Origin of the sequence: Rhizobium redzepovicii (assembly GCF_019793435.1) — a bacterium.
GTDB lineage: Bacteria > Pseudomonadota > Alphaproteobacteria > Rhizobiales > Rhizobiaceae > Rhizobium > Rhizobium redzepovicii.
In genome coordinates this window covers 304049-325554 of the sequence record NZ_JAILYH010000002.1, presented here as the reverse complement: position 1 = coordinate 325554, position 21506 = coordinate 304049, and the positions used below count along the sequence as shown (strand labels likewise).

General features: G+C 59.8%; 21 protein-coding genes. 16 read left to right on the top strand and 5 right to left on the bottom strand.

The features are described 5' to 3' along the window. The first annotated feature begins 230 nt into the window (after window positions 1-230). The 9 genes from repA (at window position 231) to K6N12_RS03865 (ending at window position 9677) form a co-directional block, all read left to right on the top strand. On the top strand, window positions 231-1424 hold the full coding sequence (repA, locus tag K6N12_RS03905) for a plasmid partitioning protein RepA (RefSeq protein WP_003591382.1): 1194 nt from the start codon (window positions 231-233) through the stop codon (window positions 1422-1424). Window positions 1425-1428: 4 nt separating this feature from the next. Next, complete coding sequence (gene repB, locus K6N12_RS03900; protein WP_097627997.1) at window positions 1429-2430, top strand: plasmid partitioning protein RepB; 1002 nt, start codon at window positions 1429-1431, stop codon at window positions 2428-2430. A gap of 154 nt (window positions 2431-2584) precedes the next feature. Then, window positions 2585-3877, top strand: coding sequence for a plasmid replication protein RepC (gene repC, locus K6N12_RS03895; protein ID WP_097627996.1), 1293 nt, complete (start codon window positions 2585-2587; stop codon window positions 3875-3877). A 104-nt stretch (window positions 3878-3981) separates the two neighbouring features. Next, window positions 3982-4866: a dihydrodipicolinate synthase family protein gene (locus tag K6N12_RS03890; RefSeq protein ID WP_097627995.1), complete on the top strand. Its 885-nt coding sequence runs from the start codon at window positions 3982-3984 to the stop codon at window positions 4864-4866. A gap of 6 nt (window positions 4867-4872) precedes the next feature. After that, a complete protein-coding gene (locus K6N12_RS03885) occupies window positions 4873-5550 on the top strand; it encodes a GntR family transcriptional regulator (protein WP_375166017.1) in 678 nt (225 codons plus the stop codon). 55 nt (window positions 5551-5605) lie between these two features. Continuing rightward, entirely contained in the window at window positions 5606-6934 is a 1329-nt protein-coding gene (locus tag K6N12_RS03880; RefSeq protein WP_097627993.1) for an ABC transporter substrate-binding protein, read from the top strand. Then, the gene (locus tag K6N12_RS03875; protein WP_097627992.1) at window positions 6934-7875 is read left to right on the top strand and encodes a carbohydrate ABC transporter permease; all 942 of its coding nucleotides are present in this window, start codon (window positions 6934-6936) and stop codon (window positions 7873-7875) included. Before K6N12_RS03880 ends, K6N12_RS03875 begins: the two co-directional genes overlap by 1 nt. Further along, window positions 7875-8690, top strand: coding sequence for a carbohydrate ABC transporter permease (locus tag K6N12_RS03870; protein ID WP_003591396.1), 816 nt, complete (start codon window positions 7875-7877; stop codon window positions 8688-8690). The genes K6N12_RS03875 and K6N12_RS03870 overlap by 1 nt, the downstream gene beginning before the upstream one ends. Window positions 8691-8708: 18 nt before the next feature. Continuing rightward, window positions 8709-9677 carry a sugar kinase gene (locus K6N12_RS03865; RefSeq protein WP_097627991.1) on the top strand — a complete coding sequence of 323 codons (969 nt, stop codon included), beginning with the start codon at window positions 8709-8711 and terminating at the stop codon, window positions 9675-9677. Between the two features lie 47 nt (window positions 9678-9724). Here K6N12_RS03865 and K6N12_RS03860 read toward each other — a convergent pair whose 3' ends face one another. Together K6N12_RS03860 and K6N12_RS03855 are read right to left on the bottom strand one after the other, a co-directional pair. Then, complete coding sequence (locus K6N12_RS03860) at window positions 9725-10726, bottom strand: inorganic phosphate transporter (protein ID WP_097627990.1); 1002 nt, start codon at window positions 10724-10726, stop codon at window positions 9725-9727. Then, on the bottom strand, window positions 10726-11367 hold the full coding sequence (locus tag K6N12_RS03855) for a DUF47 family protein (RefSeq protein WP_064844982.1): 642 nt from the start codon (window positions 11365-11367) through the stop codon (window positions 10726-10728). Before K6N12_RS03855 ends, K6N12_RS03860 begins: the two co-directional genes overlap by 1 nt. Window positions 11368-11601: 234 nt before the next feature. Here K6N12_RS03855 and ugpB point away from each other — a divergent pair, with 234 nt between their 5' ends. The 7 genes from ugpB (at window position 11602) to K6N12_RS03820 (ending at window position 18174) form a co-directional block, all read left to right on the top strand. Then, window positions 11602-12924 carry a sn-glycerol-3-phosphate ABC transporter substrate-binding protein UgpB gene (gene ugpB, locus K6N12_RS03850; protein ID WP_097628135.1) on the top strand — a complete coding sequence of 441 codons (1323 nt, stop codon included), beginning with the start codon at window positions 11602-11604 and terminating at the stop codon, window positions 12922-12924. Between the two features lie 65 nt (window positions 12925-12989). Further along, window positions 12990-13874 (top strand): sn-glycerol-3-phosphate ABC transporter permease UgpA, encoded by an 885-nt coding sequence (gene ugpA, locus K6N12_RS03845; RefSeq protein WP_097627989.1) that lies wholly within the window; start codon window positions 12990-12992, stop codon window positions 13872-13874. A 12-nt stretch (window positions 13875-13886) separates the two neighbouring features. After that, complete coding sequence (ugpE, locus tag K6N12_RS03840) at window positions 13887-14735, top strand: sn-glycerol-3-phosphate ABC transporter permease UgpE (protein WP_097627988.1); 849 nt, start codon at window positions 13887-13889, stop codon at window positions 14733-14735. A gap of 1 nt (window position 14736) precedes the next feature. Then, complete coding sequence (locus K6N12_RS03835) at window positions 14737-15783, top strand: sn-glycerol-3-phosphate import ATP-binding protein UgpC (RefSeq protein WP_064844152.1); 1047 nt, start codon at window positions 14737-14739, stop codon at window positions 15781-15783. 52 nt (window positions 15784-15835) lie between these two features. Continuing rightward, entirely contained in the window at window positions 15836-16585 is a 750-nt protein-coding gene (locus K6N12_RS03830) for a glycerophosphoryl diester phosphodiesterase (protein WP_222148755.1), read from the top strand. 9 nt (window positions 16586-16594) lie between these two features. Then, a complete protein-coding gene (locus K6N12_RS03825; RefSeq protein WP_088935962.1) occupies window positions 16595-17380 on the top strand; it encodes a DeoR/GlpR family DNA-binding transcription regulator in 786 nt (261 codons plus the stop codon). Continuing rightward, a complete protein-coding gene (locus K6N12_RS03820; RefSeq protein WP_097627986.1) occupies window positions 17377-18174 on the top strand; it encodes an HAD-IIB family hydrolase in 798 nt (265 codons plus the stop codon). Before K6N12_RS03825 ends, K6N12_RS03820 begins: the two co-directional genes overlap by 4 nt. 41 nt (window positions 18175-18215) lie before the next feature. On the opposite strand, the gene K6N12_RS03815 is transcribed toward K6N12_RS03820, so the two are convergent. From K6N12_RS03815 to K6N12_RS03805, 3 genes are all read right to left on the bottom strand, one after another. Beyond that, window positions 18216-19061: a carbohydrate ABC transporter permease gene (locus tag K6N12_RS03815; RefSeq protein ID WP_097627985.1), complete on the bottom strand. Its 846-nt coding sequence runs from the start codon at window positions 19059-19061 to the stop codon at window positions 18216-18218. A gap of 5 nt (window positions 19062-19066) precedes the next feature. Then, window positions 19067-20005 (bottom strand): carbohydrate ABC transporter permease, encoded by a 939-nt coding sequence (locus K6N12_RS03810; protein ID WP_097627984.1) that lies wholly within the window; start codon window positions 20003-20005, stop codon window positions 19067-19069. Window positions 20006-20157: 152 nt separating this feature from the next. Then, complete coding sequence (locus K6N12_RS03805) at window positions 20158-21405, bottom strand: ABC transporter substrate-binding protein (protein WP_097627983.1); 1248 nt, start codon at window positions 21403-21405, stop codon at window positions 20158-20160. Window positions 21406-21506: the final 101 nt, after the last annotated feature.

The following is a 21506-nucleotide window of genomic DNA, read 5'->3' as shown; positions in this document are numbered from 1 at the left end:
TGAATTTCATGTGCATAACGAGACCGCCGGCCTTGCTCGTCAGCACTGCGGGAGGGTGCGAATCACCCGCCGATTGGCCTGCGAAACCGCCAGATTCGCGCGCTCGTTTGACATGCCTCGAGCCGCCTTTTGGTTAAGCATTTGTAATTCGGTCACGAATCGCGGCATATAGCAACTGCGCAACTGAAGCGCTTTCGTTCAAAATTGCGCAGTTATTTGGGAAACAGATCATGCAGCCGAGTCTTGCTCTTCAGGACGATCAAGAGCATCTCCCGTCGCTTCTGGCAACAGACGCGAAAGAGTTGTCCTATCAACTTCAGCAGCATCAGGCAAAAATCTTCCCGCCGCTATCCCAAAAGACCATCAGAACATTTTCGCCGGCTGAGGCTGCGGCCTTCATCGGCATCGGCGAAGGTTATCTTCGGCAGGTGGCTGCCGACGGCCACGGGCCCGATCCGCTGGCAAACGGACGGCGGCTCTACAGCGCAACCGATATGGATCGGATTCGCCGCGTCCTCGACGAGCGAAACGGAACGCCGAAATATGTCCCGGCCCGCAGGCCCGGGGAAAAGCTCCAGATCGTCTCCGTCATGAACTTCAAGGGCGGTTCCGGCAAGACCACGACCGCGGCCCATCTGGCGCAGTTCATGGCGCTGAGGGGTTACCGCGTGCTCGCCGTCGATCTCGACCCGCAGGCGTCCCTGTCCGCCTTGTTCGGCCATCAGCCGGAATTCGACGTCGGCGAGGGCGAAACGATCTACGGCGCAATCCGCTACGAGCAGCCGCGCCCCATCGCCGACATCGTGCGCGCCACCTACACGCCCAATCTGCATCTCATCCCAGGCAATCTCGAGCTGATGGAATTTGAGCACGAGACGCCGAAGGCGATGTCTTCAGGTAGGGCGGAGACGATGTTCTTTGCGCGCATCGGCGAGGTCTTGACGGAGATCGAAAGCCTTTACGACGTCGTTGTCATCGACTGCCCGCCGCAGTTGGGTTTCCTGACGATGTCGGCGCTCTGCGCAGCGACCTCGGTCCTGATCACGGTTCATCCGCAGATGCTCGATGTCATGTCGATGTCGCAGTTCCTGACGATGACGAGCGAATTGATGTCGGTGGTCGAGAAGGCCGGCGGGCGCACCAGCTATGACTGGATGCGCTATCTGGTGACGCGGTTCGAGCCGAACGATGGGCCGCAGAGCCAGATGACCGGTTTCATGCGGGCGATCTTCGGCAATCGGATGCTTCACAATGCGATGGTGAAATCGACGGCGGTCTCCGACGCCGGTGTCACCAAGCAGACCCTTTATGAGGTTGAGCGGTCGCAGTTCACCCGCGGCACCTATGACCGGGCGCTGGAGTCGCTCAATCTCGTCAACAGCGAGATCGAGGCGCATATCCGCTCGACCTGGGGGAGGAAGTAGATAGATGGCGCGCAAGAATCTCATCGAAATCTCCGCTCCGAACCCGGCCAGGGTGGAAACTGTCGCACCGCGCGACAATCGCCCGATCGCTGGATTCGTGCCGCAGGAGCGCAGTACGGCCCCGGTCGGCGGCATTACCAAGACACTCGGCAACATTACCGAAAAGATGGAGCGGGCGAGTGAGCTGGAACGGCAGCTCGCCGCCGGCCAGGCCATCGTCGAACTCGATACCGGCCTGATCGACGCGTCTTTCGTCAGCGACAGATTGGCGATCGACGCGGCCGAGTTGGCACAGCTTGTCGAACAGATCCGTGAGCATGGGCAGCAGGTTCCGATCCTCGTCCGCCCGCATCCCGAAACCAGGGGACGCTACCAGGTCGCCTACGGTCATCGTCGCCTGGCCGCCACCAAGGAGCTCGGCATCAGGGTGCGCGCGGTCGTCCGCGACCTCACCGATGGTCAGCTGGTCGTCAGCCAAGGCCAGGAAAACAGCGCCCGAACCAATCTCTCATATATCGAACGCGCGCTCTTCGCCTCAAGGCTCGAAGACCGCAGCTTCGGCCGCGATGTGATCATGGCGGCGCTCGGCGTCGACAAGGCGGCGCTGTCGAGAATGCTGATTGTGATACGGCAGGTTCCCCTTGATCTCATCAACGCCATCGGTGCGGCGCCCGATATTGGCCGCCGGCGGTGGCTGGAACTGGGCGAGCGGCTTGAAGGTGCCGATATCGAGAAGATCATCGTCGAGTTGTCCGCGGACGACGCTCGAAGAATTCCAAGCGACGAGAGGTTTCAGCGCGCACTGGTGCTGGCAACCAAGCGGACGGCGGCGTCGAAGCCGGCGATTGCCAAGACCCAGGTCAGCGGCGTGCCGGTTACGATCAAAAAGACAGCGTCCGGGGCAACCTTCGTTTTCGACGGCAAGACCGCACCCGGTTTCGATCAATTCGTCCAGGAAAGGCTGAAGGGCCTGTTCCAGGAGTTCAACAAGGACAGAGGAGCGTAACGCGCAAAAGAAAAAGGCCCCCAACGACGGCGTCGTGGAAGCCCTTCTCAGATCTTAAGCACATCGAGAATCGCATTTCCACGAATCACAGTCAAGCGTCTTAGGCACCAAATTGGTGGATGGTTTTCTTTTGCCTGAACGAAGGTGAAGGCAAATGGAGAGTGGATATGTGACGACGCCCTTTGGGCGGCGGCCGATGTCGCTTGGCATGCTGGCAAGCCAGCAACTGGCCGAGACCATCGAGCCGGGGATGAAACGCAGCAAGTGGAAGCTGTTCAGGGCAATCTGCGAAGCGAGGCCGGCGCTCGGCGTGACCGATCGGGCGCTGACGGTGCTCGACGCGCTGCTGACCTTCTATCCCGATGACGAGATCTCCGAGGAAAAAGGCCTGATCGTTTTTCCGTCGAACGTGCAGCTTTCACTCCGCGCCCGCGGCATGACGCCGGCCACACTCCGGCGGCATCTGGCCGTGCTGGTCGAGGCTGGCCTGATCCTGCGCAAGGACAGCCCGAATGGAAAGCGTTATGCCCGCCGCGACAGGGCTGGCGCCATCGGCGAAGCCTTCGGCTTCAGCGTCGCGCCGCTGCTTGCCCGTGCGGCCGAGATCGAAGGCCTTGCCGCTCAGGCGATTGCCGACCGGGAACTGCTGAGAGCAACCCGGGAACGGCTGACGGTTTGCCGGCGAGACATTTCCAAGCTGATTTCAACGGCGATCGAAGAAGCGGTTCCGGGCGACTGGGAGCAGATGACGATGATGTTTCGTGCGATCGTCGCCAGGATCCCGCGCGTCGCGAGTATCGAAGCGCTGGCATCGTTGCTCGACGAGATGGGCCTACTGCGAGACGAAGCCGTCAACTTGCTGGAAAGGCAGATTAAAAGAAAAAAAATAGACGCCAATGAGTCTCATATTGAGCGTCACAAACAGAATTCAAACCCCGACTCAATTAATGAACTTGAACCACGCTTCGAAACGAAGCAGGGCGAAAAGGCAGCGACAAGCAACGAGGCTATGGCCGAACCGCCGGGTGAGCAAAGGCCGAGGCCGCTCAAGCCGTCGGTTGGAATGGTTGGCAAGGCAGCTCCGGTGTCCGGCCTAGGTCTGAAATCCTTCCCGCTTGCACTTGTTCTCCAAGCCTGCCCACAAATTCTCGATTATGGGCCGGGCGGAACAATCGGCAATTGGCGAGATCTGATGTCCGCCGCGGTCTTGGTGCGCTCGATGCTCGGCGTCAGCCCCTCGGCCTATGAGGAAGCTTGCTCCGGCATGGGCCCGGAAAATGCCGCGACCGTCATCGCCTGCATTCTGGAAAGGGGAGGGTATATCAATTCGCCCGGTGGTTATCTCAGAGATCTCACCCGCAGGACCGAAAGAGGCGAGTTTGCGATCGGGCCGATGCTGATGGCGCTGGTGCGAGCAAATGGGCCGACAGCAAGACATGCCGGTTGAGGGAGTTCCTGCGCGACAATCGTATAGTGCTCAGCCTGCAATCATCTCTTTACAACTAACATGTCACTCTGCTACATCGATTGCGATAATCGGGAGGGATATATTTGACCCAGAAATTCGGGCTGTCAGTCGCTCTCGCCACGCCGTTCGACGGCAATGGCGATATCGCGATTGAGGTTATGATCGCGCAGGCAAGACGGTGCCTTGCTGCCGGATGCTCCAGCGTCACGCTGTTCGGGACGACGGGTGAAGGCTCCTCGATCGGGAGCCGGGAACGGGACCGCGTCTTTGCGGCCTTCCTCGATGCCGGGATCGCCGCGAAAAACATCATCGTCGGCGTGCTGGTCGACGCTGCCGAGGACGCGGCGATGCAGGCCGATCATGCGCTTTCCGAGGGTGCTCGCAATATCCTTCTTGCCCCACCGTCCTATTTCAAGAACGTCAGCGACGACGGTGTCTTCCAGTGGTTTTCGGCCGTCTTCGCCATATTGGGCGACAAGGCGCGGGATATCATCGTCTACAACCTTCCTTCGCTCACCATGGTTCCGCTGACCGTGTCGCTGATCGGAAGGCTGCGGAGCGCCTTCCCCAAGATCGTCACAGGCGTCAAGGATTCTTCCGGCGACTGGCCGTATACCGAAAGCCTGCTCAAGGCGCATAGCGATCTCATCATCCTGGTGGGTGATGAACGGCATCTCGCCAAGGGCGTGCGGCTCGGCGGCCAGGGGGCTATCTCCGGGATGGCGAATTTTGTACCCCGCGACGTCAAGCTGATGGCCGAAGAAGGCCAGGACGACCCCCGCATCGAGGGGTTCGTGGCCGAACTGTTGAAATATCCTGTCGTCCCGGCCGTGAAGGCGATGGTGGCGCACGTGATGTCGGAGGAGATCTGGCTTGCGGTTCGCCCACCGCTCGGTTCAATATCCGGCGAAGGGCAGGCGCAACTCGTTATGGCTTTCGATAAGCTTTTCCAGTCGAAAGCGGCATAGTCGAGCATGCTGCGGGAAGAGGCGATGGACGGAATGGACGAGCAGCCGACGCTGCGGGAAAAGGCGTATGCGAGCTTCACGCGCCATCTTCTTGCGCGTGACGTACGTCCTGGCCAGTTCGTGTCGCAACGCCGTCTGGTGGAGCTGACCGGACTGACGCTTGGCGCCATCCGTGAGCTCATCCCAAGGCTTGAAGCCGAGGGGCTGATCAAAACGGTGCCGCAGCGGGGATTGCAGATCGCCCACATCGATCTCAATCTCATCCGCGAGGCGTTTCAGCTGCGCGTGTTCCTGGAGAAGGAAGCCGTGGCGCTCTTCACCCGGTCGGCTTCGGACGAGACGATCGCCGGGCTTTTGAAGCAGCATCGGGATATCGCCGACGCCATTCGAAGCGGCGATGGCTCGCATGAGCTCGAACTGCGCGCGCAGGCCGTCGACTGGGGCATGCACGACGCCTTTATCGATGCGCTTGGCAATACCATCATTTCGAACGCCTACCGCGTGAACTCGATCAAGATGCGCCTGATCAGCCAGGACCGGTTTCGCATCGACGGTCACGTCGGGCCCGTCATGGGCGAACACCTGAAGGTGCTCGAAGCGATCGAACGACGATCGGCGGAGGACGCCGTCAACAGCCTTGTCGCACACATCAACGGTGCAAGGGATCGTGCGCTGAGGATATAATCGGGAATAATCAGCCGGAGGTGAGGAGACCGCCGGCAAAAGGAGGAGGAATACCATGCCATCATTTTTGAATCCGACGAGACGCGGCTTTCTGGCGGGCACGGCCGCTTTCGGGGCGAGCAGCATGCTCGGCTTGCGCTCGGCGTCGGCTGCCGTCGACTGGAAGCGCTTCGCCGGCACCACGCTCGAGGTCAATCTGGTCAAGAGCCCGCGCAGCGAAATACTTCTGAAATACCTACCCGAATTCGAGGAGCTCACCGGCATCAAGGTCAATGCCGAAGCGACGCCTGAGCAGCAGCAGCGCCAGAAGACGACCATCGAGCTCAGCTCGGGAAAGCCGAGTTTCGACGTGGTGCACATGAGCTATCACGTCCAGAAGCGGCAGTTCGAAAAGGGCGGCTGGCTTGCCGATATCGGCGGCTTCCTCAAGGATCCTGCGCTGACCGACCCATCGCTGACGGAGGGTGATTTCGCCGAAGCCGGCCTCGCCTTCGCCAAGGACGCCGGCGGCGCTCTGCGTTCTCTTCCCTTCTCGGTCGATTACTGGATCATCTACTGGAACAAGGCGCTGTTCGAGAAGAAGGGTCTTTCCTACCCGACGACGTTCGAAGAGCTGGCAAGTGCGGCCGGAGCCCTCACCGATCCGTCGACCAATACCTACGGCTTCGTCGCCCGCGGCCTGAAAAACGCCAATACGCCGGTCTGGACGTCGCTGCTGCTCGGTTATGGTTCGAGCCCGCTCGGCCCCGATGGGAAGCTGCGCACGACTTCGCCGGAAGCGGTCGATGCCGCAAAGCTCTACCAGAAGCTGATGACCAAGACCGCCCCTCCCGGCGTCTCCGGCTTCAACTGGGCTGAGGCACAGTCGGCCTTCCTGCAGGGCAAGATCGGCATGTGGCTGGATGGCGTCGGTTTTGCGCCGCCGATCGAGAATCCGGAAAAGTCGCGCGTCGTCGGCCAGGTCGGTTACGGCATCATGCCGAAAGGCCCGAAAGCACAGGCCGCGGGAACCTTCGGCGACGGGCTCGGCGTCGTCGCGGCCAGCCAGAAAAAGGAAGCCGCCTACCTCTTCTGCCAATGGGCGATTTCGCATGACATGGGCGCCCGTCTGCTGCAGGCCGGCGCCGGCGTTCCTTTTCGCCAGTCCGTGCTCGAGGATGCGAAAGTCCGCGAAGGCGTCAAGATGCCTGGCGCATGGCTCGATGCCGTCGTCGGTTCCGGCAAGATCTCGCAGCTCGCACTGCCGGTCATCATTCCGGTCACCGAATTCCGCGACATCTATGGCGTCGGTCTTACCAATATGATTGGCGGCGCCGATCCGGAAGCCGAACTCAAGGCCGCGACGGCGCAGTTCGAACCCGTCCTGGCGAAAAGCGAGGGATAATGACCTCGGCAAGCATCGAAACGGCCGCAGCCGCCAAGGCCGCCTCGAAGGCAAGGAGCAACGCGGGTCGCGTTGCTCCCAACTACTGGCCCTTCGTCATCCCGGCGCTGATCGTCATTGCGGCCGTCATCGTTTTTCCATGGGTGTTTACCCTTTGGATGAGCGTCAACAGCTGGACGCTCGGCCAGTCCCAGGTCTTTGCCGGGCTGGACAATTATGCCCGTCTGGCCGTGGACATGCGCTTCTGGGAGTCGCTGTGGCATACGGTGCTCTATACGACGCTCTCCGTCGTGGCGCCGCTTTTTCTCGGGACGCTCGCCGCGCTGATTTTCGATGCGCAATTTCCGCTGCGCGGCCTTCTGCGTGGCATATTCGTGATGCCGATGATGGCGACACCGGTCGCCATCGCCCTTGTCTGGACCATGATGTTCCATCCGCAGCTCGGCGTCCTCAATTATCTTCTTTCCTTCATCGGTATCGGCCCGCAGGAGTGGATCTATAATCAGAACAGCGTCATCCCCTCGCTGGTGCTGGTCGAGACCTGGCAATGGACGCCGCTTATAATGCTGATCGTGCTCGGCGGCCTGGCGGCGGTTCCGCGCGAGCCCTATGAAAGCGCCGAGATCGACGGCGCCAATGTCTGGCAGAAATTCCGCTATCTGACGCTACCGATGATCGCGCCCTTCCTGATGATCGCCGTGATCATCCGCAGTATCGATGCGGTGAAAAGCTTCGACATCATCTATGCCATGACTCAAGGCGGCCCGGGCACGGCGTCGGAAACGATCAATATCTATCTCTACAACACCGCTTTCGCCTATTACGATATCGGTTATGGCTCGGCCATGGCGGTGGTGTTCTTCATCCTCATCGTGCTGCTCTCCTTCGTCCTTCTGATGCTGCGGCAGCGCGCCAACTGGTCCGATGGAGAGGCACGCTGATGAAGCGCAAGACACTCGATCGCATCGGACTGCTGTTCGTCGCCCTGGTGATGATCTCACCGGTCGTGCTGTTCTTCCTGTGGATGATCTCGCTGTCGCTGAAATATGAGATCGACAACGGCGCCTATCCGCCGATCTTCATTCCGGAGCGGTTCGCCTGGACGAATTATCTGAAGGTCTTCGAGGAGAACAATTTCTTCCTCTATCTCTGGAATTCCGTGCTGGTGACGGGTGCCGCCACGCTTCTGGCGCTGCTGATCGGCGTGCCGGCCGGATACGGCATCGCGCGGCTGAAGGCGGAGAAGTCTGCGATGGTCATCATGATCGCGCGCATGACGCCCGGCCTTTCCTTCCTGATCCCGCTCTTCCTGCTGTTTCAGTGGCTGAACCTGCTCGGCACGCTGATGCCGCAGATCATCATCCATCTCGTCGTCACCGTGCCGATCGTCGTCTGGATCATGATCGGCTATTTCGAGACGACGCCGATGGAGTTGGAAGAGGCTGCAAGCATCGATGGCGCGACGCCCTGGCAGATTTTCCGCCTGGTCGCTTTGCCGATCGCCAAACCCGGCATTGTCGTCGCCTTCATCCTGTCGGTCATTTTCTCCTGGAACAACTTCGTCTTCGGCATCGTGCTCGCCAGCCGCGAAACGCGTACGCTTCCGGTCGCGGTCTACAACATGCTGTCATTCGAACAGGTTAGCTGGGGCCCGCTTGCGGCGGCGGCGTTGATCGTCACCTTGCCCGTGCTGATATTGACGGTGTTTGCGCAACGGCAGATCGTGGCAGGGCTGACGGCCGGCGCCGTCAAGTGAGCAGGTGAGACGACGGTTTTGACGACTTCCTATGCCTTCGATCCGGAGCGCCGCATTTTGTGCGTCGGCGCTGCCGTCCTGGATACGCTGTTTCGCGTGCGCTCGTTGCCGACCGGTCAAGGCAAGATTCTCCCCTACGATATGCTGCAGGTCGCCGAAGGTATGGCGTCGAGCGCGGCCTTTGCGGTCGCCCGGCTGGGCGGCCATGCCAGCCTCTGGGGTGCGGTCGGTGATGATGCTACCGGCGAACGCATCATCGCCGACCTCGGCAACAGCGGCATCGATACCAGCGGCATGGTCCGTGTGGCAGGCGCCCGCTCGGCCGTCTCGACGATCCTTATCGATGATCAGGGCGAGCGCTTGATCGTGCCCTTCTACGATGCGGCCCTGCACGAGACGGTCAAACCGGTGACAAAACAGGACGTGTCTGCTTTCGATGCGGTTCTGGTCGACGTCCGCTGGCCGAAGCTGGCATTGCGGACGCTGCTCGCCGCCGGAGAGGCGGGCAGACCAGCCATTCTCGATGGTGACGTTGCAGGCGACGGCGTAATCGAGATGCTGGCACCGGCGGCCAGCCACATCGTGTTCTCGCAGCCGGCCGCCGAGCGCCTCACTGGAACTGCCGAGCCGGCGAGGGCCGTCGGCCTTCTGAAGCGAAAGTTCGAGCACGCCTTCATCAGCGTTACGTCAGGAGAAAACGGCTCCTTCTGGTGCGACGACCGAAGCGGCGAAATCTTCCATCTTGCCGCTCCGAAGGTGAGGGCCGTCGATACGCTCGCGGCAGGCGATATTTTTCATGGCGCTTTCGCTCTGGCGATCGCAGACGGCGTGCCGACCGCCGAGACGATGCGCTTCTCGTCCATGGCGGCGGCGCTCAAATGCCAGGTCTTCGGCGGCCGCATCGGCGCGCCGGGCAGAGCCGATGTCTGCGATGCGCTACGGAGCTGGGACGCACCGGTGACGAAGATGAATCCTGTTCTAAATTAAAGAGTTAGAGCATGATGTCATGAGAAAACCGCTCACGGCATCACGCTCTAGAAGAAGTCCGAAAGCCAGTAGCAGAGCGCTGAAATGGTCGCGGCGGCCGGGAGTGTGACGACCCAGGCAATAACGATATTGCCGGCCAAGCCCCAGCGAACGGCTGACAGTCGACGGGCGGCACCCACGCCGATGATGGCGCCGGTGATCGTGTGCGTCGTCGAGACCGGGATGCCCAGCCAGGTTGCGCCGAACAGTGTTAAGGCTCCCCCGGTTTCGGCACAGAAGCCCTGCATTGGGTTGAGGCGCGTGATCTTCGATCCCATCGTGTGGACGATTCGCCATCCGCCGCAAAGTGTGCCGAGCGCCATTGCGCCCTGGCATGAGAGAACGACCCAGAGCGGCACATGGAAGCCGCCGGACAGATAGCCTTGCGAATAGAGCAACACGGCAATGATGCCCATGGTTTTCTGAGCGTCGTTGCCGCCGTGGCCGAGGGAATAGAGCGAGGCGGAGACAAACTGCAAGATCCGGAATGTCCGATCGACAGCGAACGGCGTCTGCCGCACGAAGATCCACGACACGACCAGGATGAGCAGCAGCGCAAGGAAAAATCCGACCGCCGGCGACATCACGATGGCGCCGGCCGTTTTCAACAATCCGCTCCACACGATCGAACTGAAACCTGTCTTCATCAGACCGGCACCGACCAACCCGCCGACCAGCGCATGCGATGAGCTCGAAGGGATACCGAAGACCCAGGTGACGATGTTCCAGACGATCGCGCCCACCAGCGCCGCGAAGATGACCTGCGGCGTGACGATCGCCGGATCGATAATGCCGGTCCCGAGCGTTTCTGCGACGTGCAGACCAAAGAACAAGAAGGCGATAAAATTGAAGAAAGCCGCCCAAAACACCGCATATTGCGGGCGCAGCACCCGCGTCGACACGATCGTGGCGATAGAATTGGCGGCATCGTGCAGGCCGTTCAAGAAATCAAAGAAGAGGGCAACAGCCACGAGCGCGGCAAGGAGGGGAAGGGCGAGGGTGGCTTCCATCAAACGTTCTCGATGACGATGCCACTGATTTCATTGGCGACATCCTCGAAACGGTCGACGACCTTCTCAAGCTCGCCATAGATCTCACTGCCGATAAGATAAGCCATCGCATTTGAGGCGCCGTGGCGGCGGAAAAGATCCTTCAGGCCCTGCTCATGCAACTCGTCGGACCGGCCCTCGACGCGCGTTACTTCTTCCGCCAGCGCGGCCAGACGCGGGGCGTTGGCGCTGATCCGGTCGAGAAGGGGAAGGGCTTCGGCGATCAGATGTGCCGCCTGGACGATCGTCTTTCCCATTTCCTGCATTACAGGGTCGAAGCTCTTCTGCTCGAACAGCCGGATGGTCTTCACGGTTTTCTGCATCATGTCGATCGCATCATCCATCGACTGGATGAGATCCTTGATGTCGCCGCGATCGAAGGGCGTGACAAAACTGCGGCGCACGGCAAGCAGCACTTGCCGGGTAATCTCGTCCGCTTCATCCTCCAATTGAACGATCCGGGCGCAATGGCCTTCAATGTCCGTGCCGCCCAAAAGTTCGTTGAGCGCTTCGGCCGCACCGACGACGGTTTTTGAGTGTTGAGCGAAGAGATCGAAGAATCGATCTTCCCGCGGCATGAGTTTTCGAAACCAGCTTAACATCGGCACTCCATGGACTGTCACAAAATCGTCATAAAGCACGACGGCTGCCATGGAAAGCCGCGAGACCGGAGAAGGGAAGTCATTGACAGGAATCGCAATCCGTTGATTGCGCCGTCCTGCCGCTTTCGGTAAATGTTCATTTGAACATTTCATTATTGCAAAGTGAACTATGGCTGTTACCATTGCCGGACGTCTGGAGCGGGAGGCTGCGGACCGAGACCAATGGGAGTGAAGATGAACAAGATCGCTTTTTTCCTGTCTGCAGGATTGACCAGCCTGTCCTTATCCGTCCCGGCCATGGCCGCCACGAAGATCCAGTGGTGGCATGCGATGGGCGGCGAGAATGGCGCGAAGCTTGAACAGATCGCCAAGGGCTTCAACGCATCTCAGTCCGATTATGAGATCGTGCCGGTCTATAAGGGCACCTATGACGAGACGCTGACCGGCGCGATCGCTGCGTTTCGTGCCAAGCAGCAGCCGGCAATCGTCCAAGTCTATGAAGTCGGCACCGGCACGATGATGGCCGCACAGGGGGCGGTCTACCCGGTTTACCAGCTGATGAAAGACGAAGGCGAGGCCTGGGACCAGAGCAAATTCATTGCCCCGGTCGTCGGTTATTACTCGGACACCAGCGGCAATGTCCTATCGCTGCCCTTCAATTCCTCGACGCCGATCATGTATTACAACAAGGACGTCTTCAAGAAGGCCGGGCTCGATCCGGAAACGCCGCCGAAAACATGGGCGGAGGTGGAATCCTTCTCGCGGACCATCATGAAATCGGGTGCGGCCAAATGCGGCTTCACCAGCGCCTGGATCTCCTGGATCCAGACCGAAAATCTCAATGCCCTGCACGACAAGCCGTACTCCACCAAGGCTAACGGTTTCGGCGGCCTGGACGCCGAATTCACCTTCAACAACGATCTGACAATCCGCCATTGGGACAATTTGAAGAAGTGGCAGGACGAAGGTCTGTTCAAATTCGGCGGGCCTGTCGGCGGCGACAATGCGCCTCCGATGTTCTATTCGCAAGAATGCGCGATGTATATGAACTCGTCGGCCGGCCGGGCCGGCGTCATCAACAACGCCAAAGGCTTCAAAGTCGGTTTTGCACCGCTTCCTTTTTACGATGACGTCATCAAGCAGCCGCTCAATTCGATCATCGGCGGCGCCACCCTCTGGACGCTGAAGGGCCGTCCGGAAGAGGAATATAAGGGTGTGGCGAAGTTCTTCACCTACCTGCAAAAGCCGGAGGTTCAGGCCGACTGGCATCAGTTCTCCGGCTACCTGCCGATCACCGAAGCTGCCTATAAACTCGGCCAGGACCAGGGTTACTATGAGAAAAACCCCGGCGCCGACATCGGCATCAAACAGCTGACGCGGGTGACGCCCACCGACAATTCCAAGGGCATCCGCTTCGGCAATTACGTCCAGGTGCGCGGCATCATCGACGATGAGTTTGCCGCTTTGCTGGGTGGAAAGAAGACGGCGAAGGAAGCGGTCGATTCCGTCGTCGCACGCGGCAACGAACAGCTTCGCGATTTCGAGTCCGCCAACTAATGGGCACCGCGACGGGGGCTGGCGAAAGACCGGCCCCCGTTTCCCATCCGTCAGTGTGAGGGCTCATGCAAACCAAACGGACCGTATTTCCCAACAAGCTTTTGCCTTACCTGCTCATTGCCCCCCAGATTTGCGTGACCGTGGTATTCTTTCTCTGGCCTGCGGCAACGGCCTTCTGGCAATCCTTCCTGCGCGAGGATGCCTTCGGCTTCAAGACGATCTTCGTCTGGTTCGAAAACTACCGGCGGCTTTTTGCCGATCCGATCTATATCAATGCCTTCGGCCACACGCTGATCTTCGCCATTCTGGTGACGGTGCTGTCGACGTCGATCGCGCTGCTTCTGGCGGCCGCGGCAATGCGCGTGCTCCGCACCTCCCGAATTTATTCGACCCTGCTGATTTGGCCCTATGCCGTCGCCCCGGCGATTGCCGGCATTCTCTGGTGGTTCATGTTCAATCCGTCGATCGGCATCGTCGCCTATATGCTGCGGTCGATGGGCGTCGATTGGAACCATCTGATCAATCCCAACGACGCGATGATCCTGATCGTGATCGCCGCCACCTGGAAACAGATATCCTATAACTTCTTGTTTTTCCTGGCTGCGCTGCAGTCCGTGCCCCGCTCGCTTCAGGAGGCCGGCGCCATCGATGGGGCCGGGCCGACCAAGCGTTTCTGGACGATCGTCTTCCCGCTGATCTCGCCGACGACCTTCTATTTGATCGTCATCAATATCGTTTACGCGATGTTCGATACGTTCGGGATCGTCCATGCGACCACCCAGGGCGGGCCGGCGCGCGCAACCGAGATCCTGGTCTATAAGGTCTATTTCGACGGTTTCATCGGGCTGAATCTAGGCTCGTCGGCGGCGCAGTCCGTCATTCTGATGGTGATCGTCGTCGCCCTGACGGCGGTGCAGTTCCGCTTCATTGAACGCCGCGTGCAATATTGAGGGAGCCCGAGGATGGTTGAAAATCGCCCTTTCCTGAATTTTCTGGCCCATCTTGTGCTGATTCTCGGCGTCACAATCGTTGTGTTTCCGGTCTACGTCGCTTTCATCGCATCGAGCCACGGGCCCAATGACTTCTTGTCGGGCGTCGTGCCGCTGACCCCGGGAAGCCACATCATCGAGAACTATTCGACGATGCTGTCGTCGGGGATGACAAGCTCGGGAGCGCCGCCAATCGGGCCGATGATGATCAACTCGCTGATCATGGCGGTCGGCGTCGCCGTCGGGAAGATCGCCATCTCGATCCTTTCGGCCTTTGCCATCGTCTATTTCCGGTTTCCGTTCCGGACCTTGGCATTCTGGATGATTTTCATCACGCTGATGCTGCCGGTCGAGGTGCGCATCGTGCCAACGTACAAGGTCGTCGCCGACCTCGGGATGCTGAACAATTACGGCGGCCTCATCATTCCGCTGATCGCCTCGGCAACGGCGACCTTCCTGTTTCGCCAGTTCTTTCTGACGGTGCCTGACGAATTGATGGAGGCCGCGCGTGTCGACGGGGCAGGGCCGATGAAGTTCTTCCGCGATATTCTGCTGCCGCTGTCGATCACCAACATCGCCGCCCTGTTCATCATCCTCTTCGTGCTCGGCTGGAACCAGTATCTCTGGCCGCTCATCATCACCACCGACCAGAGCTTCTATACCGTCGTGATGGGAATTCAGCGCATGGCAGCGGTTGCCGATGCCGAGCCGCGCTGGAACCTCGTGATGGCAGCGGTCATTCTGGCCGCCCTGCCGCCCATCCTCGTCATCGTCGCCATGCAACGCCTTTTTGTCAAAGGCCTGGTCGAAACGGAGAAATGAAATGGCCACGATCAATATCATCGACGTCAAGAAGAACTATGGTGCCGTTCCGGCTGTCAAAGGCATTAACCTGTCGGTTGCAGACGGCGAACTGATCGTGCTCGTCGGTCCCTCCGGCTGCGGCAAATCAACCCTGCTTCGCATGGTTGCCGGGCTGGAAACGATCAGCGAAGGCGATGTCGAGATTGCCGGCCGCAATGTGAACAAGGCGGAGCCGGCCGACCGCGACATTGCGATGGTCTTTCAAAACTATGCGCTTTATCCGCATATGACCGTGCGCGGAAATCTCGAATATGGTTTGAAAAACCGCGGCACCGAACGGGCGGAAATCAACCGCCGCGTGGCGGAGGCCGCCGAGATCCTGGAAATCGGACCGATGTTGGATCGCAAACCTCGCGAACTCTCCGGAGGGCAGCGCCAGCGTGTGGCGATGGGGCGCGCCATCGTCCGCGAGCCGGCCGCCTTTCTGTTCGACGAGCCGCTCTCCAATCTCGATGCCAAGTTGCGGGTGCAGATGCGCGTCGAAATTCGCCGGCTGCAACGGCGTCTGAAGACCACCAGCATCTACGTCACCCACGACCAGCTTGAAGCGATGACCCTTGCGGACCGGCTGGTCGTGATGAACGGTGGCCTCGTCGAACAGGTCGGCACGCCGGTGGCGGTCTACGATCGACCGGCGAGTTTGTTTGTCGCCAGCTTCATCGGCTCGCCGCCTATGAACCTTGTGCCGGTCGACGTGCTCAGGGCCGCCGACAGAGCAGGCACCCTGGCATTGCCTGCCGGCACCGACATGGTCGGCCTTCGCCCCGACGCGTTGCTCGTCACCGAGCCGGCGGAGCCGACCGTTCGCCTGAATGCGACGGTCGAGTTGCTCGAGCCGATCGGCGGAGAAAGCCACCTGCATGTGCGATTGGGTGAGAGTCAGCGGACAGTCGTCCTGACGGTGCCGGGCCGCCCGGACTTTGCCGAGAATGCGAATATCGACGTTTTCGCCCGTGTTGATGCGATGCACCCTTTTAACAGCAATACCGGAAAACGCACGGATTGACGCGGGATTTTTATTTCTTCATCCAGCAGAAGACGACGAAAGAGATGAGACGATGACGACCGTAGAGCCGCGATCAGGCCCGCCACGCAGTGAAATTCAGGCGCATCGGGGCGCCTCTGCGGTGGCGCCCGAAAATACCATTGCTGCCTTTCGGGCAGCCGCCGAACAAGGCGCGGAATGGGTCGAACTCGACGTCGCCCTTCTTGGCGATGGCACCCCGGTGGTGATCCACGATGTTTCAATCGATCGCTGCTCATCGTCAAAGGGAAATCTTGCCGACCTCACTGCGTCGGATCTCAAGACCATCGACGCCGGCGCATGGTTCGGCTCGCAATTCGAGGGGGAACCGCTGCCGACGCTGGCGCGGGTCGTCTCGGCCCTCGGCGAATTTGGCCTCAACGCCAATGTCGAGATCAAGCAGCATGCCCATCACAAATCGCTCGACCAACTGGTCAATGTCGTCGATCAGCATCTGAAGGCACGGGCGCCGCACACCAGGATCATGATCTCGAGCTTTGATGCCGCTGCGCTGAAAGGAATGCATGCGCTCGATCCAAGTTACGAGCTCGCCATGCTGTGGAGCAAGGTGCCTGCGGATTGGCTGGATCTCCTTCGGTCGATCCCGGCAACGACCATCCATCTTGACTATAAGGCTCTCAGTATCGGGTTTCTCGAAGAGGCCGTTCGTTGCGGCATCAAGGTGCGGGCGTGGACCTGCAACGACCCAAGGCGGCTCGCATCTTTCTGGGACGCGGGTTTGACCGGCGTGATAACAGACGATCCCAGTGTCTACCTCACCTAAGGAGCGGCGATGGGGCAGCGGATCATATCGAGCCGGCAACGCGAGATCCTTGCGCTGATCGAGACCGAAGGTGTTCAGTACATCGAGGAGCTGGCACGTCGGTACGATTTGACGACGCAGACCATTCGTCGCGATATCAATGCCTTATGCGATCTGGGGCATGCGCGGCGCTTCCACGGCGGCGTCGACCTGCCGGTCGAGGGCAGCAACATCTCGCTCAATGCCCGCGCCCAGCTCAACCGGCGGGCCAAGCGGCTTATCGCAAAACGCGTCGCCGCCGACATCGGGGCGGAGGCGACCGTGTTTCTCGGCATCGGCAGCACGGTGCAATTCGTTGCCGACGCGCTGCGCGATCACCAGGGTCTGACGGTGATCACCAACAACATTCACGTCGCCTTGAGCCTGTGCGACGCCCCGAGTGTCGAGGTCCATTTGACCGGCGGTCTTTTGCGACACGATGACCGCGACGTGGTCGGCACGGATGTGATCCGGTTCGTCGAAAAATTCTATGCAACCCACGCCGTGGTCGGCGCAGGTGCTCTGAGCCCGCTCACCGGCCTGATGGATTTCAGCTACAGCGAAGCCCAGATCACCAACGCGCTTCTTGAAAATTCACAAACACAGATTCTCGCCGCAGATGTCAGCAAGTGGACACGCACCGCCTCCGTGCGGGTTGCGCCATTCAGCAAACTCACCCGTTTTTACACGGATCGACTGCCCGGCGAAGCGTCGGCCGCCAATGCCCTCGCCGAAAGCGGGTTGGACGTGGTGACATGCAGCGAGGAGACGACATGAGCTACGTGGACCTGGCGCCATCAGCGCGGGAGCTGCAGGACGTGCGCTACCTGTTCACCGACATCGACGATACCCTGACGACAGAGGGCAAACTTCTGCCGCAGACCTTTGAGGCTTTGTGGGATCTCAGCCGGGCCGGCATTGCCGTCGTGCCGGTCACGGGCGGCTCAGCCGGCTGGTGCGAACATATCGTCCGCGCCTGGCCGGTGGCCGCCGTCATCGGCGAAAGCGGCGCATATTGCGTCACCCGCCGGGATGGCGACGTCGTCTTCGACTTTTGGGAGGATGGCGTCCTGCAGGGCGAGCGCCAACGCCGGCACCTGCAGGCGATCAAAGCGCTGATCACGCAAAAGAGCAGGCCGTTCAGGATCGCCCACGACCAGGTCTTCCGGCTGGCGGATGTCGCAATCGACATACAGGGTCACGATCCGCACGAGGTCGAGGATCTGGCGTCCAGCATCAGGGCCATGGGCGGAACGGTGGCGATCAGCTCCATCCACATCAACACCTGGATCGGCGACTACAACAAGAGATCGATGAGCGAGCGGGTTCTGACCGGCCTGTTTGGTGTCGATCCGACTGAGACGCCCACCGTGACCGCCTTCGTCGGCGACTCTCGAAACGACGCGCCGATGTTCGGCTTTATCCGCAATTCCTTCGGGGTCAACAATATCATCCCGGTCCTGCCGCACCTGCAATTCGCGCCCAAGTGGGTCTCCTCGCAGCCCGCCGGACTTGGCTTTGCCGATATTGCCCACTCGATCCTGCACGCGGTCGGCGAAGTTTCGCAATAAGCCGTGGCGGATATCAACGCTTAAGAAGAATTGGTCCCTCCTCAGCTTTTGACCGAGCCGGCGGTCATGCCCGCCAGGAAATAGCGTTGGGCAACCAGGTACAGCACCAGCAGGGGCAGGGAGCCGAGCACGCTCATCGCCATCATTTCATTCCATTCGAAAGCGTGCTGGCCCATCAGCAGCTGGATGCCGATCGGAACGGTTCTGAGATCCATCGACTTTGTCAGCGTCAGGGCGAAGAGGAATTCGTTCCACGCCAGCAGAAACGTGTAGACCGCCGTGGCGACGATCCCGGGAATGGAGACGGGCACGATGACACGCCAAAGCGCCGTCCAGCTCGAGCCGCCGTCGACAAGCACGGCCTCGTCCAGCTCTTTCGGCAGGGTGTTGAGATAGCCCGTCATCAGCAGCACCGCGTAAGGCAGTGTGAAGACCATGTAGGTGAGGATCAGTGCCAGATAGGTGTCGAAAATCCTGAACGCGACGACCATGCCGAAATATGGAATGAGAAGCGTGATCGGCGGAACGGTCTGGGTGCTGATGATGAAGATGTTCAAGGTGTTCTTGAAGCGGAACGAATAGCGGCTGAAGCCGTAGGCAGTCAGGATGGCGATGACGAGGGTCAGGCAGGTGACGACGCCGGCGACGAAGTAGCTGTTGATGAAGAACCGTACCTTCACCGGATCGTTGAAGATTGTCAGATAGGCGGCCACGGTGAAATCCTCCGGCAGAAGCCGCGGCGGAAGGGCGAAGATTTCCGTGTTCGATTTCAGCGAGCTGAAAAACATCCACACGATCGGGAAGGTCGAAAAGACGAGGCCGACCGCCAGCCCGAGATAGGTCAGGATGGTCGGCAGGGCCGAGCTTTTGAAGGAACGCTTTGCCATGGCGGTCACCTGCGCTGCTGGTGTTTGATGTAGAAGTAGGTGACGCTCATCGAAATGATGAGGATGATCATCGCACTCGCCGAAGCCAGAGAGAATTCATACTGGGAGAAGGCGAGCTTGTAGGTGAAGGTGGACAGAACCTCCGTCGAATAGATCGGGCCGCCACCGGTCGTCATCCAGACGAGCGGAAAAACCTGCATCGTCCAGATGAAATCGAGAAGCGCGATGCTGATGATGATCGGCATCAGCTGCGGAATGGTGATGTACCAGAATTTTTCCAGTTCATTGGCGCCGTCGATCCCGGCCGCCTCGTAAAGCTCCTTCGAAATGCCCTGGAGACCGGCGAGCAGGCTGACCATGTAAAGCGGATAACCCGCCCAGATGTTGGCAAAGGTCAGGGCGTGAATGGCGGTGTGGGTCGACGAGAACCACTCGACTTTGAAGTTGATGATATGGAGCGCCATCAGCACGCTGTTGACGACGCCGTTCGGGTCGAGCAGCAGGCGCCAGATGATGGCGATGATGACGGCCGTGAACAGCCACGGCAGGATGAAGAGCACACGTAATATGCTCCGGATCAGCGGATCGACGCGGTTGGTGTTCAGCAACAGCGCAAAGGCCAGGCCGATGATGAAGTGGAAGACGACGCTCATGATCGTGAAATACATCGTCTGGCCGACCGACTGCCAGAAGACCGGATTTTCGAAGATGGTCAGGTAATTCTGGACGCCTGCGAATGCAGCGTCCTTTTTCATGATGGCGCCGTCCATCAATGAATATTTGAAGACCATCACCATCGGGAACAGCATCAGCAGAACAAGCAAAAAGGTGGCCGGCGACACGTAGAAATACGGCACCAGCTTCCTCAAGGTGCTGTAACGAAGCCATCTTTTTTTCCGCGCGTTGAGTTGCGCAACCACCAGAGCCGGAGCGGAATGATTCATGAGCTGTGACTTCCCATTCTGCCGAGATTTGACGACTTACGCCGGCAGCGCCACGTCGCGCTGCCGGCGGTCTCGTGAAAGTGATGTGCTTAGTCTTTGGTTTGATGCATCTCGTTATCCCGCAACCGCTGCGCACTTCCGGGCGACAGGCATCAGAACTTCGCGAGCCAGGCCTTCTCGGTATTGGCAGCCGCGTCCTTGGCCGACTGGCCACCGTCGAACATCTTCTGAACTTCGACGTTCATGTCGCGCATCAGTTCTTCGGCAACCGGAAGGCCGACGAATTCGTTGGCAGGATAGCCGCTCTGGAAGATTTTGAAAGCTTCGGCGAAGATCGGGTCCGATGCCACGAAGTCCGGCTTGGCATGGACGTTGCCGGGGAAGGCGTTGGCAATCGACACCAGGCGGCCGTTGACGTCCGGGCTCATCAGATATTCCACCAGCTTCCAGGCTTCTTCCTTGTGCTTGCTGCCCTCGCTGATGCCGATGCCCCAGGATGCATAGGGCATGCCGCGTTTGCCCGTATAGCCGTCGGTGGCCGGCAAGGCGGAGATGCCGAATTTGAGCTTCGGATTGCGTTCGCGGATGAGATTCACATGGGCGAGGGAATCGACCATCATGCCGACGCGGCCGTTGACGAATTCCTCGACCTTGTCCTGTTCCTTCTTGGCGAAAATGCCGGGAGAAATAACGCCTTCCTTGTTGAGGGAAGCCAGATAATCGAGCGTGCCGACGACGGCCTCATTTTCGAGGTCAGGCTTGCCGTCCTTCATCATCGAGGCGCCGGAGGCCCAGACCCAGGACATCACGTCGTTCTGGATTCCGCTCGGAGACTGCAGCGATAGCGGCAGAACCCAGCCATACTGGTTCTTTGACGCGTCGGTCATCTTCTTGGCGGCTTCGGCAAATTCCGTGCGCGTGGTCGGCAGCTTGTCGACGCCCGACGCCTTGGCGATATCGAGGTTGACGAAGACCGGATAGACGAAGGATGCCAGCGGGAACATCACGCTCTTGCCGTCGACCTTGACGATATCGGTGATCTGGCTCTTGTCGTATTTCGCCTTCTCCATCAGTTCGTCCATGGAGGCGATCGCGCCCTGCTTGGAGAGACCGTTGACCCAGGCGCCATCCAGGCCGACGACGTCGCTTAAGGTCCCGGAGGCGGCGCCGACGACGATCTGGTCACGGGTCGTGGCATAGGGACCGCTGACGAGCGTCACCTTGATGCCGGGATTTGCCGCCTCGAAATCGTTCATGATGCCGCGCAGTGCACCGGACGGCATTTCCGGTTCCCACCATTGAATGAATTCGATGGTGGTGTCGGCGAATGCCGAGGTGGCGCAAAGCGCCCACACCGCCACGGCAGCCCGCATGGTCACGCTGAATTTTCTGATATTCATCTGTGCCTCCCATAGATTTTCAGTGATCGATCCTCCTCAAGACCGTAGGCAAATTAGGTTCCCTGAGGTGCCTGTCTGTCAATGGAGAAATGCGATGCGGA

What these genes read in the sequence shown, in the direction of transcription:
- ugpE (WP_097627988.1), top strand. Translation starts at nt 13,887, where the DNA reads ATGGTTGAAAATCGCCCTTTCCTGAATTTTCTGGCCCATCTTGTGCTG.
- K6N12_RS03825 (WP_088935962.1), top strand. Translation starts at nt 16,595, where the DNA reads ATGGGGCAGCGGATCATATCGAGCCGGCAACGCGAGATCCTTGCGCTG.
- repB (WP_097627997.1), top strand. Translation starts at nt 1,429, where the DNA reads ATGGCGCGCAAGAATCTCATCGAAATCTCCGCTCCGAACCCGGCCAGG.
- K6N12_RS03885 (WP_375166017.1), top strand. Translation starts at nt 4,873, where the DNA reads ATGCTGCGGGAAGAGGCGATGGACGGAATGGACGAGCAGCCGACGCTG.
- repA (WP_003591382.1), top strand. Translation starts at nt 231, where the DNA reads ATGCAGCCGAGTCTTGCTCTTCAGGACGATCAAGAGCATCTCCCGTCG.
- K6N12_RS03880 (WP_097627993.1), top strand. Translation starts at nt 5,606, where the DNA reads ATGCCATCATTTTTGAATCCGACGAGACGCGGCTTTCTGGCGGGCACG.
- repC (WP_097627996.1), top strand. Translation starts at nt 2,585, where the DNA reads ATGGAGAGTGGATATGTGACGACGCCCTTTGGGCGGCGGCCGATGTCG.
- K6N12_RS03820 (WP_097627986.1), top strand. Translation starts at nt 17,377, where the DNA reads ATGAGCTACGTGGACCTGGCGCCATCAGCGCGGGAGCTGCAGGACGTG.
- K6N12_RS03875 (WP_097627992.1), top strand. Translation starts at nt 6,934, where the DNA reads ATGACCTCGGCAAGCATCGAAACGGCCGCAGCCGCCAAGGCCGCCTCG.
- K6N12_RS03835 (WP_064844152.1), top strand. Translation starts at nt 14,737, where the DNA reads ATGGCCACGATCAATATCATCGACGTCAAGAAGAACTATGGTGCCGTT.
- K6N12_RS03810 (WP_097627984.1), bottom strand. Translation starts at nt 20,005, where the DNA reads ATGAATCATTCCGCTCCGGCTCTGGTGGTTGCGCAACTCAACGCGCGG.
- ugpB (WP_097628135.1), top strand. Translation starts at nt 11,602, where the DNA reads ATGAACAAGATCGCTTTTTTCCTGTCTGCAGGATTGACCAGCCTGTCC.
- K6N12_RS03855 (WP_064844982.1), bottom strand. Translation starts at nt 11,367, where the DNA reads ATGTTAAGCTGGTTTCGAAAACTCATGCCGCGGGAAGATCGATTCTTC.
- K6N12_RS03805 (WP_097627983.1), bottom strand. Translation starts at nt 21,405, where the DNA reads ATGAATATCAGAAAATTCAGCGTGACCATGCGGGCTGCCGTGGCGGTG.
- K6N12_RS03860 (WP_097627990.1), bottom strand. Translation starts at nt 10,726, where the DNA reads ATGGAAGCCACCCTCGCCCTTCCCCTCCTTGCCGCGCTCGTGGCTGTT.
- K6N12_RS03870 (WP_003591396.1), top strand. Translation starts at nt 7,875, where the DNA reads ATGAAGCGCAAGACACTCGATCGCATCGGACTGCTGTTCGTCGCCCTG.
- K6N12_RS03830 (WP_222148755.1), top strand. Translation starts at nt 15,836, where the DNA reads ATGACGACCGTAGAGCCGCGATCAGGCCCGCCACGCAGTGAAATTCAG.
- ugpA (WP_097627989.1), top strand. Translation starts at nt 12,990, where the DNA reads ATGCAAACCAAACGGACCGTATTTCCCAACAAGCTTTTGCCTTACCTG.
- K6N12_RS03815 (WP_097627985.1), bottom strand. Translation starts at nt 19,061, where the DNA reads ATGGCAAAGCGTTCCTTCAAAAGCTCGGCCCTGCCGACCATCCTGACC.